General features: G+C 64.8%; 17 protein-coding genes. 14 read left to right on the top strand and 3 right to left on the bottom strand.

The features are described from left to right. Positions 1-3: 3 nt before the first annotated feature. From BMW89_RS19850 to BMW89_RS19825, 6 genes are all read left to right on the top strand, one after another. On the top strand, positions 4-240 hold the full coding sequence (locus tag BMW89_RS19850) for a twin-arginine translocase TatA/TatE family subunit (RefSeq protein ID WP_092028685.1): 237 nt from the start codon (positions 4-6) through the stop codon (positions 238-240). A gap of 88 nt (positions 241-328) precedes the next feature. Further along, positions 329-847 carry a Sec-independent protein translocase protein TatB gene (tatB, locus tag BMW89_RS19845; protein WP_092028684.1) on the top strand — a complete coding sequence of 173 codons (519 nt, stop codon included), beginning with the start codon at positions 329-331 and terminating at the stop codon, positions 845-847. Next, entirely contained in the window at positions 844-1,656 is an 813-nt protein-coding gene (gene tatC, locus BMW89_RS19840) for a twin-arginine translocase subunit TatC (protein WP_092028683.1), read from the top strand. Before tatB ends, tatC begins: the two co-directional genes overlap by 4 nt. Before the next feature lie 212 nt (positions 1,657-1,868). Continuing rightward, the gene (gene serS, locus BMW89_RS19835; protein ID WP_092028682.1) at positions 1,869-3,200 is read left to right on the top strand and encodes a serine--tRNA ligase; all 1,332 of its coding nucleotides are present in this window, start codon (positions 1,869-1,871) and stop codon (positions 3,198-3,200) included. Positions 3,201-3,296: 96 nt separating this feature from the next. Next, positions 3,297-3,671, top strand: a complete 375-nt coding sequence (locus BMW89_RS19830) for a hypothetical protein (protein ID WP_092028681.1) — start codon at positions 3,297-3,299, stop codon at positions 3,669-3,671. Between the two features lie 219 nt (positions 3,672-3,890). Next, positions 3,891-4,682 carry an outer membrane protein gene (locus tag BMW89_RS19825; protein ID WP_092028680.1) on the top strand — a complete coding sequence of 264 codons (792 nt, stop codon included), beginning with the start codon at positions 3,891-3,893 and terminating at the stop codon, positions 4,680-4,682. Positions 4,683-4,776: 94 nt separating this feature from the next. Here BMW89_RS19825 and BMW89_RS37395 read toward each other — a convergent pair whose 3' ends face one another. After that, positions 4,777-5,505, bottom strand: coding sequence for a hypothetical protein (locus BMW89_RS37395; RefSeq protein WP_143062798.1), 729 nt, complete (start codon positions 5,503-5,505; stop codon positions 4,777-4,779). Between the two features lie 170 nt (positions 5,506-5,675). Between BMW89_RS37395 and surE the strand changes: the two genes are divergently transcribed. Then, a complete protein-coding gene (surE, locus tag BMW89_RS19815) occupies positions 5,676-6,443 on the top strand; it encodes a 5'/3'-nucleotidase SurE (RefSeq protein ID WP_177196179.1) in 768 nt (255 codons plus the stop codon). A gap of 3 nt (positions 6,444-6,446) precedes the next feature. Here surE and BMW89_RS19810 read toward each other — a convergent pair whose 3' ends face one another. Next, the gene (locus tag BMW89_RS19810) at positions 6,447-6,818 is read right to left on the bottom strand and encodes a response regulator (RefSeq protein WP_092028921.1); all 372 of its coding nucleotides are present in this window, start codon (positions 6,816-6,818) and stop codon (positions 6,447-6,449) included. 234 nt (positions 6,819-7,052) lie between these two features. Between BMW89_RS19810 and BMW89_RS19805 the strand changes: the two genes are divergently transcribed. After that, a complete protein-coding gene (locus BMW89_RS19805; RefSeq protein ID WP_092028677.1) occupies positions 7,053-7,703 on the top strand; it encodes a protein-L-isoaspartate(D-aspartate) O-methyltransferase in 651 nt (216 codons plus the stop codon). A 109-nt stretch (positions 7,704-7,812) separates the two neighbouring features. Next, the gene (locus BMW89_RS19800) at positions 7,813-9,216 is read left to right on the top strand and encodes a LysM peptidoglycan-binding domain-containing M23 family metallopeptidase (protein WP_092028676.1); all 1,404 of its coding nucleotides are present in this window, start codon (positions 7,813-7,815) and stop codon (positions 9,214-9,216) included. 171 nt (positions 9,217-9,387) lie between these two features. Here the strand turns inward: BMW89_RS19800 and BMW89_RS19795 are convergent, their stop codons facing one another. Continuing rightward, entirely contained in the window at positions 9,388-10,380 is a 993-nt protein-coding gene (locus BMW89_RS19795) for an ATP-binding protein (RefSeq protein WP_092028675.1), read from the bottom strand. Between the two features lie 182 nt (positions 10,381-10,562). Here BMW89_RS19795 and yajC point away from each other — a divergent pair, with 182 nt between their 5' ends. From yajC to BMW89_RS19770, 5 genes are all read left to right on the top strand, one after another. Further along, positions 10,563-10,940, top strand: coding sequence for a preprotein translocase subunit YajC (gene yajC, locus BMW89_RS19790; protein WP_092028674.1), 378 nt, complete (start codon positions 10,563-10,565; stop codon positions 10,938-10,940). A gap of 47 nt (positions 10,941-10,987) precedes the next feature. Next, on the top strand, positions 10,988-12,592 hold the full coding sequence (secD, locus tag BMW89_RS19785) for a protein translocase subunit SecD (protein ID WP_092028673.1): 1,605 nt from the start codon (positions 10,988-10,990) through the stop codon (positions 12,590-12,592). 10 nt (positions 12,593-12,602) lie between these two features. Further along, on the top strand, positions 12,603-13,634 hold the full coding sequence (gene secF, locus BMW89_RS19780; protein WP_092028672.1) for a protein translocase subunit SecF: 1,032 nt from the start codon (positions 12,603-12,605) through the stop codon (positions 13,632-13,634). Between the two features lie 61 nt (positions 13,635-13,695). Further along, positions 13,696-14,079, top strand: a complete 384-nt coding sequence (locus BMW89_RS19775) for an Mth938-like domain-containing protein (RefSeq protein WP_092028671.1) — start codon at positions 13,696-13,698, stop codon at positions 14,077-14,079. Further along, positions 14,076-14,939 carry a phytoene/squalene synthase family protein gene (locus BMW89_RS19770; protein WP_092028670.1) on the top strand — a complete coding sequence of 288 codons (864 nt, stop codon included), beginning with the start codon at positions 14,076-14,078 and terminating at the stop codon, positions 14,937-14,939. Before BMW89_RS19775 ends, BMW89_RS19770 begins: the two co-directional genes overlap by 4 nt. The last annotated feature ends 4 nt before the right edge of the window (positions 14,940-14,943 follow it).

Below are 14,943 nucleotides of genomic sequence, written 5' to 3'. Positions count from 1 at the left end.
AGGATGGGTTCGCTTAGCATTTGGCACTGGATCCTGGTGATCGCAGTCGTCCTGCTGCTGTTCGGCCGCGGCAAGATTTCGGATCTGATGGGCGACGTCGCGCAGGGCATCAAGGCGTTCAAGAAGGGCATGCAGGACGACGACAAGGTCGCCGACAAGCCCGCCGAGCCGTCCAAGTCGATCGAGCACAATGCCGCGCCGACCGCGGCGCGGTCCGACGTCGGCAGCAAAGCCGTCTGAGCCAGGAGCACGCGAGACGCGGATAGCGGCCCTGATCCTGCGCGTGGGGGATTGGGCCGGTCGTGGCTTCGCGTGAACGGAAGACCTCATGTTCGACATCGGGTGGAGTGAACTGATTCTGATCGGGGTCGTGGCCCTGGTCGCTATCGGCCCGAAAGAGCTGCCGGGCGTGCTGCGCATGGTCGGGCAGTGGATGGGCAAGGCCCGCAAGATGGCCGCCGAATTCCAGGGCCAGTTCCAGGAAGCGATGCGCGAGGCCGAGATGGCCGACCTTAAGAAGAGCTTTGACGAGGTCAAGGAAGCCGCGTCCGGCTTTGCCGGCGGTGGTCTGATGACCTCGCTCCAGAAGGACGTCAGCGACGCGCTCCGCGTCGATGCGCTGGACAAGCCGGCCGAGACGACGGCCACCACCGCTGTTGAACCGCCGGCTACCCCAACGACACCCGAAGCGCCGACGCCAGAGACCTTTGTGGAGGCCGAGGCGCACGCGGCGGTGAACGAACCGCTCGCCATCACGCGTGAGATCGAGCCGGCACCGGTCGCACAGGACACTGCGATTCAAGACACCGCACCATCCGAGGCGATCAAGGACGTCAAAGCGTCATGAGCGACGCCGATATCGAGGCCAGCAAAGCCCCCTTGATGGATCATCTGATCGAGCTGCGCTCGCGGCTGATCAAAGCGCTGTTGGCGTTCGGTATTGCCTTCATCTTCTGCTTCTTCTTCGCCAAGCAGATATTCAACGTGTTGGTGTGGCCATATGTCTTGGCCGTCGGCGATCCCGGAAACGCCAAGCTGATTTACACGGCGTTCCTGGAATATTTCCTGACCCAGCTGAAGCTGGCGATGTTTGGCGCGGCCTTCATTTCGTTCCCGATCGTGGCGGGGCAGCTCTACATGTTCGTGGCGCCCGGGCTCTACAAGCACGAGAAGAACGCCTTCGTGCCGTATCTGGTCGCGACACCGTTCTTCTTCGTGCTCGGAGCGGCGCTGGTCTATTTCGTTGTGTTCCCGATGCTGGCGCGCTTCTCGCTCGGCATGCAGCAGCTCGGCGGAGACGAGACCGCAAAGATCGAGCTATTGCCGAAGGTCGGCGAATATCTGTCGCTGATGATGTCGCTGATCTTCGCGTTCGGCATCGCTTTCCAGCTGCCGGTGATCCTGACGCTGCTCGGGCGGATCGGCATCGTCACCTCAAAGATGCTGCGCGAGAAGCGGCGCTATTTCATCGTTATCGCCTTCGTCATCGCCGCCGTCCTGACGCCGCCCGACGTGATCAGCCAGTGCTCGCTCGCGATTCCTCTGCTCTTGCTCTACGAGGGCTCGATCATCGCGGTGTCGATGGTGGAGAAGAAGGCGGCTGCCTCGAAGGCCTCGGGCACCGACGTCTCGACGCCGGCCAATCCGGCGGAGTAGGGGCTAGGTTCGCTGTCATTCCCCGCCTTGTGCGCAATTGCGCACTGGAGCGGGGAATCGAGTACGCCGCGGGCCCCTCCTCGGAGAATCAGTCCCGTCTCTGGAATACTGGATCGCCCGCTTTCGCGGACGATGACAGCTATGCTAGGGGGAGCGCGCTGACGTACAACGTTCGTCGCTGTATGTTTACGCGCTGATCCAGGACCGCTCCCATGCACGACATCAAATCGATCCGCGACAATCCGCAAGCCTTCGACGCCGGCCTCGCCCGGCGCGGCCTGAAGCCGTTGTCGGCCTCGCTGCTCGCGATCGACGAGACGCGGCGTGCGGCGATCCTGGCCTCGGAGCAGGCGCAGGCGCGGCGCAATGCGGCCTCCAAGGAAATCGGCGACGCCAAGAAGGCGAAGGACGATGCGCGCGCGGCCAAGCTGATGGCCGAGGTCGCCGAGCTCAAGACCACGATGCCCGAGCTCGAGGCGGCCGCGAAAGCCGCGGACGAGGAGCTCATGAAAGAGCTGTCCGCGATCCCGAACATTCCGTTCGACGAAGTGCCCGATGGCGTCGACGAGCACGGCAACGTCCAGCACCATGTGTTCGGCAACAAGCGCAATTACAGCTTTGCGCCAAAGCTGCATGACGATCTCGGCACCGCGCTCGGCTACATGGATTTCGAGGCGGCGGCAAAGCTCTCCGGCGCGCGCTTCGTCGTGCTGAAGAAGGGGCTGGCGCGACTGGAGCGCGCGATCGGCCAGTTCATGCTCGACCTGCACACCAATGAGCACGGCTACACCGAGATCAATCCGCCGCTGCTGGTTCGCAACGAGGTGATGTTCGGCACCGGACAGCTGCCGAAATTCGAGGACGATCAGTTCTGGGCGATCAGCGGCGAGCTCCTTGTAGCCCCCGATCTCGAGCGGCTGAAGACCGAGCGCCTCGGCCTGATCCCGACCGCGGAAGTCGCGCTCACCAACCTCGTCCGCGAATCCATCCTCGACGAGAAGCAATTGCCGATGCGGCTCACCGCGCTGACGCCGTGTTTCCGCGCCGAGGCGGGCGCTGCGGGGCGCGACACGCGCGGCATGATCCGCCAGCACCAGTTCACCAAGGTCGAGCTGGTCTCGATCACGACGCCTGAGACCAGCAAGGACGAGATGGAGCGGATGCTGTCCTGCGCCGAGCAGGTGTTGCAGAAGCTCGACCTGCATTATCGCGTGATGACGCTCTGCGCAGGGGATATGGGTTTCTCGTCGCAGAAAACCTATGACATCGAGGTCTGGATGCCCGGGCAGGGCGAGGGCGGGGCGTTCCGCGAGATCTCGAGCTGCTCGGTCTGCGGCGATTTCCAGGCGCGGCGCATGGATGCGCGCTCGCGCGGGCCGGACGGCAAGCCGCGCTTCGTGCACACGCTGAATGGCTCCGGCACCGCGGTCGGCCGCGCGCTGATCGCTGTCATGGAGACCTATCAGCAGGAGGACGGCTCGATCGCGGTCCCCGACGTGCTCCAGCCCTATATGGGCGGCCTGAAGGTGGTCGCGCGCGACTAGGACTCGTTGCCGGACTGTAACGACGGAAACGTTTGGTTGCGAAGATCGGGCGGCCGGTTATCCTGACGGCCACCCGTCAACGCGAACCGACCGTTCATGGCCTTGCACCGCGACATCTTCTGGGTCGGCCGACAATGGGCGGTGACGGGTGCTGGCATCCAGGCCGTCGACCAGCGCCTGCGCGGTGTGCTCGACATCGATGTCGCCCGGCTCTGGGACAACAATCTCGTCCAGAGCCGGCGGGCCAAGCCCGGTGTGAACGCTGCTGACTTCGACCAGGCGCTGACGACGGCACGTGAACGTTTTCCCATGATAGCGGTCGAGGCGCCGGAGTCGGATCCGATCGTGGCGCAACTGAAGACGCTCGGCGTGATCGAGGCGCCCATCGTGAGCGCGGTCGTGCCGGCGATGCAGCTGCACGCCGAGGGCCGGCTCGCGCGCTTCCTGCCGCAATGGCGTATCCGCCGCTAGACCTTATCGCGTGATCCGGAAGAGTGCGCAGCGGTGTTCCGAAAGGATCATGCGCGGTTCATCCACGCAAAGCAGTGTGTCTGTTGGACCACATCCGCAACCAAAGCATCTCCGCGATCACTTGAATCCTAAAATATCGTGCGATCGAACGATGTTCACCGACGACCGGGTGCGGGTACCGGTGAGGCCGCAACTACGTGATTCAAGGTTGAGGCCGTCATGAAAAAGATTCTTCTCGCATCCGTCATCGCCGCGCTGGGTACGGCTCAGGCACTGGCCGCCGATATGGCGCCGCGCAGCTACGCCAAGGCGCCGGTGATGGCTGTGCCAGCCAGCTCGTGGCAGGGTCTCTATGTCGGAGGCAACGTCGGCTATGGATGGGGCGACAGTTCGGTCGACGCCGTATTCCTTCCGCCCGGCGCGTTCAACCTCAACAACGAACGCCCCGGGGTGCATTCGAAGGGCGCGATTGGCGGTGCGCAACTCGGCTACAATTTCCAGTGGGGACAGGCGGTGTTCGGACTGGAAACCGATATTCAGGGCAGTGGAATTTCCGGGTCGGCTTCGATCGCTCCGCTGTTCAATCCTGGCATAGCCGCGCCGACCCTCGGGACGTCACTCACGACTGATCAGAAAATCTCCTGGTTCGGCACGTCGCGGGCCCGTGTCGGCTTTTCGGTCACCCCTGATCTCCTGCTCTACGGCACCGCCGGCGCGGCCTATGGCGGGCTCAAGGCGACGGGAGATGCCGTCAATCGCGGCGACATCGGCCTGCACAGTCTGGGTAGCCTGGATCAGACCAAGCTCGGCTGGGCGGCCGGCGGTGGGGCCGAATGGATGTTCGCACGAAACTGGTCGGCGAAAGTCGAATATCTCTATCTCGACCTGGGCAGCTCCACGGTCTTCGGTCGCTGCAATTGCGGTGGCGTGAACCCTGGTGTCGATTACACGTGGCGGTTCAAGGAAAACATCGTTCGCGCTGGCGTGAACTATCACCTTGGGGCGTGGTGAACCGGGCTGCCGCAGGGAGGCGCGACCTTGCCCGGCGTCGCCGCGAACCATTCGGTACATCTCTGCCGACGTCTTGAGATCGCGGGCGAGTAGACTAGTAGTGCATTGGACTTGGATAGTTCGGCGCCCGAAAGTACGAGCCCGGATTGATCGGCTGCGATCGGTGCCGTGCCGGCACGCAGCCGTGGCGTGTCGCGACCATGCCCTTGGCGCAAGCGTGCGGCCGCTCGGGCTCATCCGACGACAGTCTTGGCGATGCATCGCTCTCCGGCTTCGTGGCCGGCGTGAGGCACGGGACTTCGCGCGGACAGCGTTTAGGCACGCATTTGCCGCGCGACAATTCGAGATCGTAGACCTGTCCGGACATCGTGACCTGGCCGTCGCAGAGGCATTCGCCGGCGACCGTCAACGCGCCGCCCTGGCAGTTCTCCGCATTGGTTCGAACACAGGTGCCGCCGGGATCTGCGCTGGCCGGAATCAATTGGAAGCCGGCCGGGCAGGCGCACTCTCCGTTGCTCGCGGTGCCACCGATGCAGGTGATGGTGATCAGCGCGCGGAGTGGGGCTGGCGGGGGCGGAGTGGGCGGCCCGCTGCGTTCGGGTCCGTCAGGGATTGGGCTCGGGGCCTGCACCTCGGGTGGCGGCGCTGGAGCAGCGGAAGTCGGTTTGGCGATGCAGTTGCCGTTGCGGAACTCCTGCCAGGGGAAGCAGCGGTCTGAGGCCCCTGAATCCTGGGCCTGTCCCGGCCCTGTCGCGAGCGCGATCAGGCCGAGCCCGAGCCCGAGTTCAAGTCCAAGACAGATGAGGGCAGCAAAGCGGGTCATTCGGTGTCCCGTCGCCTCGGAATATGGACCCAAAATAGGGCTTCGTGCTGCGCCGCCGCAATGAGCTAGATCACAGATGCGCTCTGCCCAAATCCTGGCGCCATCCGGTTTGCCTGATGGGCTCCAGCCGGATAATACGGCTCAAACGGCTTCAGGAATCGACCTTTCGCATGCGCATCCTCTGCACCAACGACGACGGCATTCACGCTCCCGGCCTCAAGGTCGTGGAGGAGATCGCCAAGGCGCTGTCCGACGACGTCTGGGTGGTCGCGCCCGAGCTCGACCAGTCCGGGGTGTCGCATTCGCTGTCGCTGAACGACCCCTTGCGCCTGCGTGAGGTCGGCGAGCGGCACTTCGCCGTGCGCGGCACGCCGACCGATTGCGTCATCATGGGCGCGCGGCACATCTTGGGCACCAAGCCGCCGGATCTCGTGCTGTCGGGCGTCAACAAGGGCCGCAATGTTGCCGAGGACGTGGTCTATTCCGGCACCATTGCCGGCGCGCTGGAAGGCACCATTTTGGGGATACCGTCATTCGCGCTGTCGCAGGAATTCAGCGTCGAGACCCGGGACCGGCCGCTGTGGGACACCGCGCGCAAATTCGGGCCCGACATCCTGCGCAAGGTGATCAAGGCCGGCATCCCCAGGGACACCGTCATCAACGTCAACTTCCCGGCCTGTGCGCCGGAGGATGTGCTCGGCATCCGCGTCACCCGGCAGGGCAAGCGCAATCTCGGCTTCCTCAGGATCGATGAGCGCAGGGACGGCCGCAACAATCCCTATTTCTGGATCGGTTTTGAGCGCGCAGCGATGATGGATACGCCTGCCGAAGGCACCGATCTGGCGGCACTGCGCGAGCGCTACGTCTCGGTCACGCCGCTCCGGCTCGACCGCACCAACGAGGCGTTTTCGGAGGCGCTGAGTGCGACGCTGAAATAGCGGCTAGCTGCCGCGAAGCGCGGCTTCGATGGTCTTCGCAAGCGCGTCGAGCTGGAACGGCTTCTGAAGCGCGGGCCGGTCGCGGTATTGCTCGGGCAGGCCGGAGGAGCCGTAGCCGGTGGCGAAGATGAACGGGCAGCCCTTCGCCTTGATGACGTCGGCGACCGGCGAAATGACCTTGCCGTTGACGTTGACGTCGAGAATGGCGATGTCGAACTCGGTCGCCTGGGCGAGCCGCAACGCCTCGGTGATGTCGCCGGCCTCGGCTGCGACCTTGTAGCCGAGCTCTTCGAGCATATCCGCGACCATCATCCTGATCATCACCTCGTCCTCGACGAGGAATACAGAGCGGCCGGAAAGCCCTGTTGCGGTCATAGTCGTTGAGTCCTTGCCCATTCCCGAAAAACGTTCGCAGATAACACGAATCGACGCAATGCGCGTTTCGGCGAACGGACACCCGAAATCGGTCCCTTGCGGCCCGTCAGCTGCAAGCCAATTTATGGTCAAATATTGCAGCCAGAGGCTATCATGTGTTCCTGAGCAGGAACAAGATTCTTGCCCGGGCCTTCGCGACGCGCCCCCGGACCTGACGAGACGATACAGGCAACGATGACCTCCCATCAGCACCCGCCGGAAAAGATGATGTTTCAGCTCACGCTGAGGCGTCGGGGCATCAGCGACCAGGCGGTGCTGCGGACCATGGAGGAGGTGCCGCGCGACGCGTTCGTCGACGAGGCCGATCGCGAGGGCGCTTACCGCGATAGCGCGCTGCCGATCGCCTGCGGGCAGACCATCAGCCAGCCCTTCGTCGTCGCCTACATGACCGAGCAGCTCCAGCTCCGGAAGCAGCATCGCGTGCTCGAGATCGGCGCGGGCTCCGGCTATCAGGCGGCGGTGCTGTCGCGGCTGGCAGGCCAGGTGCTGACGGTCGAGCGCTACCGCAAGCTCGCCGATGCCGCGCGGGCGAGGCTCGAAAAGCTGAACTGTCACAATGTCGAGGTGATGCTCGGCGACGGTCTCAATTTGGCGTCCAATATCGGCCCGTTCGACCGCATCATCGTCACCGCCGCGGTGGAGCAGCTTCCGGAGAATCTGGTTGAGCGGCTCGAGGTCGGCGGCATCCTGATCGCCCCGGTCGGCCCGCATCAGGGTGTGCAGACGCTGATCCGGCTCACCCGGACCGAGACCGGGATCGAGCGCAAGGAACTCGTCGAGGTCCGCTTCGTGCCGGCGCTGCCGGGGGTGGCGCGGGAGCTGTAGAATTCCGGATCGGCTGTGCCGCCAACATCTTATTGGGAGGGTTAAGCCGTTATTTACTCGCGACGTGTTTACTTAAAAGACCAGTTCTGTTGCGTACGAGTGAGTAACCATGTCTGTTGTCGCCGAGTTGCTTAACTCGCGCCGCGTGCCGCAGGTTGCGGTCTTGGCGCTGATCTCGTTCAGCTTTGCAGGGTGCAGCGCCGACATGCAGTCGCGGCTGTCCCAGTCAAACTTCTCCAATCCCTTCTCGTCCGAACAGACCGGGTCGGTGCAGCAGGCGCCGCCGCAGCAGCCGCGTGAGCTGCCGCAATATGCGCGGCCGCAGACCCAGTCCGGTTATTACCAGTCGCAGCCCTTGCCGCCGCCGGCAGTGTCCGCGCCGCAATCCTATCCCGTTGCGGCAGGTGGCGGCGTGTCCGGTGGCGGGCGCGGCGTCAGCTCCTACGCGCCCCCGGCGCAGCCGCATCTTGAAACCACGGCCACCGTGCCGCCGCGCTCGGTCGCGGTTGCCCAGCCGGCCGGCGGGACCAAGATCATCGTCGGCACCAGCGACACGCTCGACGTGATCGCCAAGCGCTATCACGTCACGCCGCAGGCGATCCTTGCCGCCAACGGCTACAAAGGTCCGCGCGCGCTCTCGCCCGGCCAGCAACTGATCATTCCGCATCCGGGCGCAACGGCGGCCGTGCCCGCGCCGTTGATGGCTCCCGTCGCGGCAGCTCCCGCGATGGCGCCTGCTGCGAAGCCGGTCGCGGTCATGGCTGCGCCGTCGAGCATGCACTTCGTCAATCATGGCGATACACTCGCCAGCATCGCCCGCAAGAACCATATCTCGTCGGCTGAGCTCGCTCGCTCCAACGGCCTCGATCCGTCGGCAAAGCTCAAGCTTGGCACCAGGCTGACCGTGCCCGGCGCAAAGACTGCTGCCCTTGCGGCACCGGTTGCGGCGGCTCCCGTTGGGGCTGCTCCTGTCGCGGGGACGCTCCAGCCCGTTGCGGCCGCGCCTGCGCCTGCCACCAGGATGGCCGCGATCGCAGCACCTGCGCAGAGCGCTCGCCTGGCCCAGGCCACGGCCAATGTCGAAGAGAAGCCCGCCGAGACATCGGCGAAGGCTGCGGAGACCACCAGCGCGCTGCCGACCTTCCGTTGGCCGGTGCGCGGCAAGGTGGTCACGACCTACGGCGCCAAGACCAACGGCAAGTCCAATGACGGCATCAATCTCGCGGTGCCCGAGGGTACGCCGGTCAAGGCGGCTGAAGACGGCGTCGTTGCCTATTCCGGCAACGAGCTGAAAGGTTACGGCAATCTGGTCCTGGTTCGGCACTCCAACGGCTACGTCACCGCATATGCCCATGCGAGTGAGCTGTTGGTGAAGCGCGGCGATACCATCAAGCGCGGTCAGGTCATTGCCAAGTCGGGTCAATCCGGGGAGGTGGCGTCGCCGCAGCTCCACTTCGAGATCCGTAAGGGATCGAGCCCGGTTGACCCGCTTCAATTCCTGAACGGGGCGTGAGGCGCGGGCTCAGTTCGGAGCGCGCTATCACCACGAGCACGCTGTCATCGCCCGGCTTCGACCGGGCGATCCAGTATTCCAGAGACATTTATTTTTTGCCGATAAGCCGCGGCGTACTGGATTCCCCGCTTTCGCGGGGAATGACAGTTATGGGTGGGCTGACAGCGAGCCTTACGTCCCCGTCAGCTTCACACCCAGCCGTCCTGCCAGCTCCTGCACGAACTGCCAAGCGACGCGGCCCGAGCGGGAGCCGCGCGTGGTCGACCATTCCAGCGCCTCGCGCTCCAGCGCCTCGTCATCGACCTTGATGCCGAAATGGCTGCAATAGCCGCGCACCATGGCGAGATATTCGTCCTGGCTGCAGCGGTGGAAGCCGAGCCAGAGGCCGAAGCGATCCGACAGTGACACCTTCTCTTCGACCGCTTCGCCGGGATTGATCGCGGTCGAGCGCTCGTTCTCGATCATCTCGCGCGCGAGCAGATGGCGGCGATTTGATGTGGCGTAGAGGATGACGTTCTCGGGCCGGCCCTCGATGCCGCCTTCGAGCACGGCCTTCAGCGACTTGTAGGACGCATCATTGCCGTCGAAGGAGAGGTCGTCGCAGAACACGATGAAGCGGAACGAGGAAGCGCGCAGCTGTTCCATCAGCGCGGGCAGGCTCTCGATGTCCTCGCGGTGGATCTCGATCAGCTTCAGCTTGTCGGCGGCTTTGCGGTTCGCGTTGATGCTGGCATGCGCGGCCTTCACCAGCGACGACTTGCCCATGCCGCGCGCCCCCCAGAGCAGGGCGTTGTTGGCGGGGAGCCCATTGGTGAAGCGCTCGGTGTTCTCCATCAGGATGTCGCGCATCCGGTCGACGCCCTTGAGGAGAAAGAGCTCGACGCGGCTGACCCGAGGCACCGCTGCAAGGCGTCCGTCCGGATGCCAGACATAGGCGTCGGCCTGCTTGAACGACTCGCGCTCGTCGGCCGGCTTTCCCTGGGCGGCAAGGTGCGCCGCAATGGTCTCCAGCGCGCGGACGATGCGCTCCTGGGAGAGGTCGGGGGCCGACTTGGACGCCGACGCGACGGCCCCCTTGGGGCGTTTTGCCGCGACGCGGGCAGGCTTCCTGGCAAGGGTACGGGGGCCTTTGCCGGCCGGGCTTTTGCTTGGTTTTTTGGGCATGTCCGAAGTTCCTGAGAATGCAGCCTTTATCGGGCCTGAGGGCGCGCCGCAAGGTGGCCAAATCGACGGTCTGGCAGCGTTGCAATTGGGGCAATGGCCGCTATAGTCCGCGCGAATTTGACCGAACCGGTCGCCTTCGAGGCCCTGACCGGCTTTCCCCCGTTTCCACGAGGACCGTCCGAATGTTCATTACCCCTGCGTATGCCCAGGCCGCGGGCGCCGGCGACACCAACAGCATGTTGATGTCGCTGCTGCCGTTCGCCCTGATCTTCGTGATCATGTACTTCCTGATTCTGCGTCCGCAGCAGAAGAAGGTGAAGGACCACGCCGATCTCGTGAAGAACATCCGCCGCGGCGACACCGTGGTGACCACGGGCGGCCTCGTCGGCAAGGTCACCAAGGTCGTCGACGACGACCAGATCGAGTTCGAGATTGCCGACGGCGTGCGCGTGCGGCAGATGCGTTCGATGGTCTCCGGCGTGCGCGCCAAGGGCGAGCCGGCCAAGGAATCCAAGGATAGCGCCAAGGAAACCGCCAAGGACGACGCCGCGTCGAAGTGAGTGCTTCCGCGAGTCTCTCCAGTCTCCTGATCTGACAGGTCCAGTCGATGTTGTATTTCACGCGGTGGAAGGCGCTCGGGATTATCCTGACGGCGCTGATCGTGTGCCTCTGCGCGGTCCCGAACTTTTTCCCCGAGGCGCAGGTCAAGACCTGGCCCTCCTGGGCGCAGCGCCGGCTCGTGCTCGGCCTCGACCTCCAGGGCGGCTCCTATCTGCTGCTCGAGGTCGACTCCGCCTATGTGAAGAAGGAGCGGCTGGACCAGGTCCGCGACGACGTTCGCCGAACGCTGCGTGATGCCAAAATCGGCTTCACCGGCGGCGTAACCGTGCGCAACGACGCGGCCGAGGTTCGCATCACCAAGGACACCGATTTTCAGCCGGCGCTCGCCAAGCTGCGCGAGTTGGCCCAGCCGCTCGGCGGACTGGTGGGATCCAGCGGTCAGCGCGACCTCGAGGTGACCGATGCCGGCGGCGGCGTGATCCGCCTGACCGTCCCGCAGGCCGCGATGATCGAGCGCATGCGCAAGACCATCGAGCAGTCGATCCAGATCGTCGAGCGCCGCGTCAACGAGCTCGGCACGGTCGAGCCTGTCATCCAGCGCCAGGGCAACGACCGCATCCTGGTCCAGGTCCCCGGTCTTCAGGATCCGACCCGCCTGAAGAAGCTGCTCGGCGAGACCGCGAAGATGGAATTCCGCATGGTCGATCCCTCGGTGCCGGCGGACCAAGCGCAGCAGGGCGGCTTGCCGCCGGACTCCGAGTTCCTGCCGGCCGCCGTGCCGCCGCCGCCCGGCTACGTGGTCAAGAAGCAGGTGCTGGTTGCGGGCGGCGATTTGATCGATGCTCAGGCGACCTTCGACCAGCGTACGAGTGAGCCGGTCGTCAGCTTCAAGTTCAATACGTCTGGCGCGCGCAAGTTCGCGCAGGCCACACAAGAGAATGTTGGGTTGCCCTTCGCGATCGTGCTCGACAACAAGGTGATCTCCGCGCCCAGGATCAACGAGCCCATCACGGGCGGGCAGGGACAGATCTCGGGCAGCTTCACGGTCCAGTCCGCCAACGATCTCGCGATCCTGATGCGCGCCGGCGCGCTGCCGGCGCCGCTCACGGTGGTCGAGGAGCGCACCGTCGGTCCGGGCCTCGGCCAGGATTCGATCGAGCAGGGCGAGCTTGCGGCTTATGTCGGCTCGATCCTGGTCATCGTGTTCATGCTCTTGACCTACCGGCTGTTCGGCGTGTTTGCCAACATCGCGGTGGCCATTAACGTCGCCATGATCTTCGGCCTGCTGTCGCTGCTCAACGCCACGTTGACGCTGCCCGGCATCGCCGGCATCGTGCTCACCGTCGGCATCGCGGTCGATTCCAACGTGCTGATCTACGAGCGCATCCGTGAGGAGCTGCGCGGCGGCCGCAACGCGATCTCGGCGATCGATGCCGGCTTCAAGCGGGCGCTCGCGACCATCCTCGATTCCAACATCACGACCTTCATTGCCGCCGCGGTGTTGTTTTACATCGGCACCGGCCCGGTGCGCGGCTTCGCCGTGACGCTCGGTATCGGCATCATCACCACGGTGTTCACCGCCTTCACCATGACCCGGCTGATCGTCGCCGGGTGGGTGCGGTGGAAGCGGCCGCAGAGCGTGCCGATCTAGGAGCCTGATTGTGACTCACACCGTTCTCATCGGGCTCGGCGTCCTCATCGCCGTTCTCACCGTGGTCGCGGCCCTAGGCTTGCTGCCCTCGCTGCGCATCGTCCCGGACGATACGCATTTCGACTTCACGCGCTTCCGGCGCATCAGCTTCCCGATCTCGGCGCTGCTGTCGATCATCGCCATCACGCTGTTCTTCACCCACGGCCTGAATCTCGGTATCGACTTCAAGGGCGGCACGCTGCTCGAGGTGCAGGCCAAGTCCGGCGGCACCGACATTGCGTCGATGCGCGCAACCCTGAGCACGCTCGGCCTCGGCGAGGTGCAGTTGCAGCAGTTCGGCGGCGGTCCCGCGGATGTCCTGAATGTCCTGATCCGCGTTGCCGAACAGCCCGGCGGCGACAAGGCGCAGCAGGAGGCGGTGCAGAAAGTGCGCACCGCGCTTGGCGATTCCGTCGACTATCGTCGCGTCGAGGTGCTCGGTCCGCGCGTCGCCGGCGAATTGCTGGCGTACGGCATGCTTGGCCTGATGCTCGCGATCGTATCGATCCTGATCTATCTCTGGTTCCGCTTCGAATGGCAATTCGCGCTCGGCGCCATGATCGCCAACGTGCACGACATCGTGCTGACGATCGGCTTCATGTCGGTGAGCCAGGTGGATTTCGACCTCACCAGCATCGCGGCACTCCTGACCATTCTCGGCTATTCGCTCAACGACACCGTCGTCATCTACGACCGCATCCGTGAAATGCTGCGGCGCTACAAGAAGATGCCGATGCCGCAGCTGCTCAACGAGTCCATCAACTCGACGCTGTCGCGTTCGATCATCACCCACTTCACCGTGACGCTGGCCTTGCTCGCGCTGCTGCTGTTCGGTGGTCATGCCATCCACAGCTTCACGGCGGTGATGATGTTCGGCGTGGTGCTGGTCGGCACCTACACCTCGATCTTCATCGCGGCGCCGATCCTGATCTATCTCGGCGTCGGCGAACATCGCGAGGACGCGCCCGATACGGCTACGCCGGCGAAGAAAAAAAAGGCATGATCCGAACCGCATTGCCCTCGCATGCGTTTGCGAGGGCATTGAGCTCATTCGGACGAAACTGATGGCCGGCGATCCCAACGCACCGCATTTCCCGCGCTCGGCGCCGATCGAGGCCTACGGCAAGGGCGGTTTTGCCTTCGCAGGCATGTCGCATCGGGGATCGCTGCTGTGCCTGCCCGACGCGATCTGGGCTTGGGACGTGACCGATCCGACCAAGATCGACCGCTATTCGCTGGACCGGGTGTTCACGGCTGCGAACAGCATTGACACGCTCCTCGTCGGCACCGGAACCGGGCTCTGGCTGCCGCCGCCGCAGCTGCGGCAGGCGCTGAAGGCGGTGAGGGTGGTGCTGGACACGATGCAGACCGGTCCCGCAGTGCGCACCTACAACATCATGATCGGCGAACGGCGCCGCGTCGCTGCCGCGCTGATCGCCGTGCCATGAGCAGCGCTGCGCCGCCGCCCGATACCGTGACCTTCTGCGCCGACCTCGTGCGCGGCCACGATTTTCCGCGCTATGCCGCGACGTTGTTCGCGCCCGCCGCCGAGCGCCGTGCGCTGCTGGCGCTTTATGCCTTCAATGTCGAGATCGTCCGCGTCCGCGATCAGGTCAGCCAGCCCTTGCCCGGCGAGATCCGCTTTCAATGGTGGACCGACCTGTTCTCGGGCCTCGTCCATGGCAGCGCCGAGGGTAATCCGGTCGCGGCCGAGCTGCTGCGTGCGGTGCGCGATTTCGGCCTGCCGGTCGAGCCGCTGTCGCTGCTGGTCGATGAGCATCAGTTCGACCTCTACAACGACCCGATGCCGACGCTGACGGCGCTGGAGGGCTATCTGGCCGCGACGTCCTCGGCGTTGTTCGGCTTGGCGGCCCGGATCATGGCGCCGCCGTCGGAGGCGGTCGAGCATCTTGCCCGTCATGCCGGGCTGGCACAGGGCATCGTGCAGGTGATCGCCAATCTGCCGCGCGATGCCGCGCATCGGCAGCTGTTCCTGCCGCAGCAGGTGCTGGCGAACCATGGTTGCCAGATGGAGGATTTGTTCTCTGGCAATGAGACGCCGAACCTGCGCGCCGTGCTGGAGCAGCTCGCGGGCGAGGCGCAGCAGCATTTGACCACAGCCTTGTCGCTGCTGGCGGAGGTGCCGGCATCGGTGCGTCCCGCGTTTCTGCCGCTCGCACAGGCGCAGGCCGACCTCAAGCGCTTGTCGCAACCCGGCCGCAATCCGTTTGCGCCGCAGCCTTCGTCGCGGCTGCGGACGCTGTGGACGCTGTGGCGGGCTTCACGATCGCGGGAATTTACCAAATAGCAGT

The organism is Bradyrhizobium sp. OK095, from assembly GCF_900109945.1.
In the GTDB taxonomy this organism is placed as follows: Bacteria; Pseudomonadota; Alphaproteobacteria; order Rhizobiales; family Xanthobacteraceae; genus Bradyrhizobium.
The sequence above is the reverse complement of the archived record's forward strand: the minus strand, read 5'-3'. Positions and strand labels throughout refer to the sequence as shown.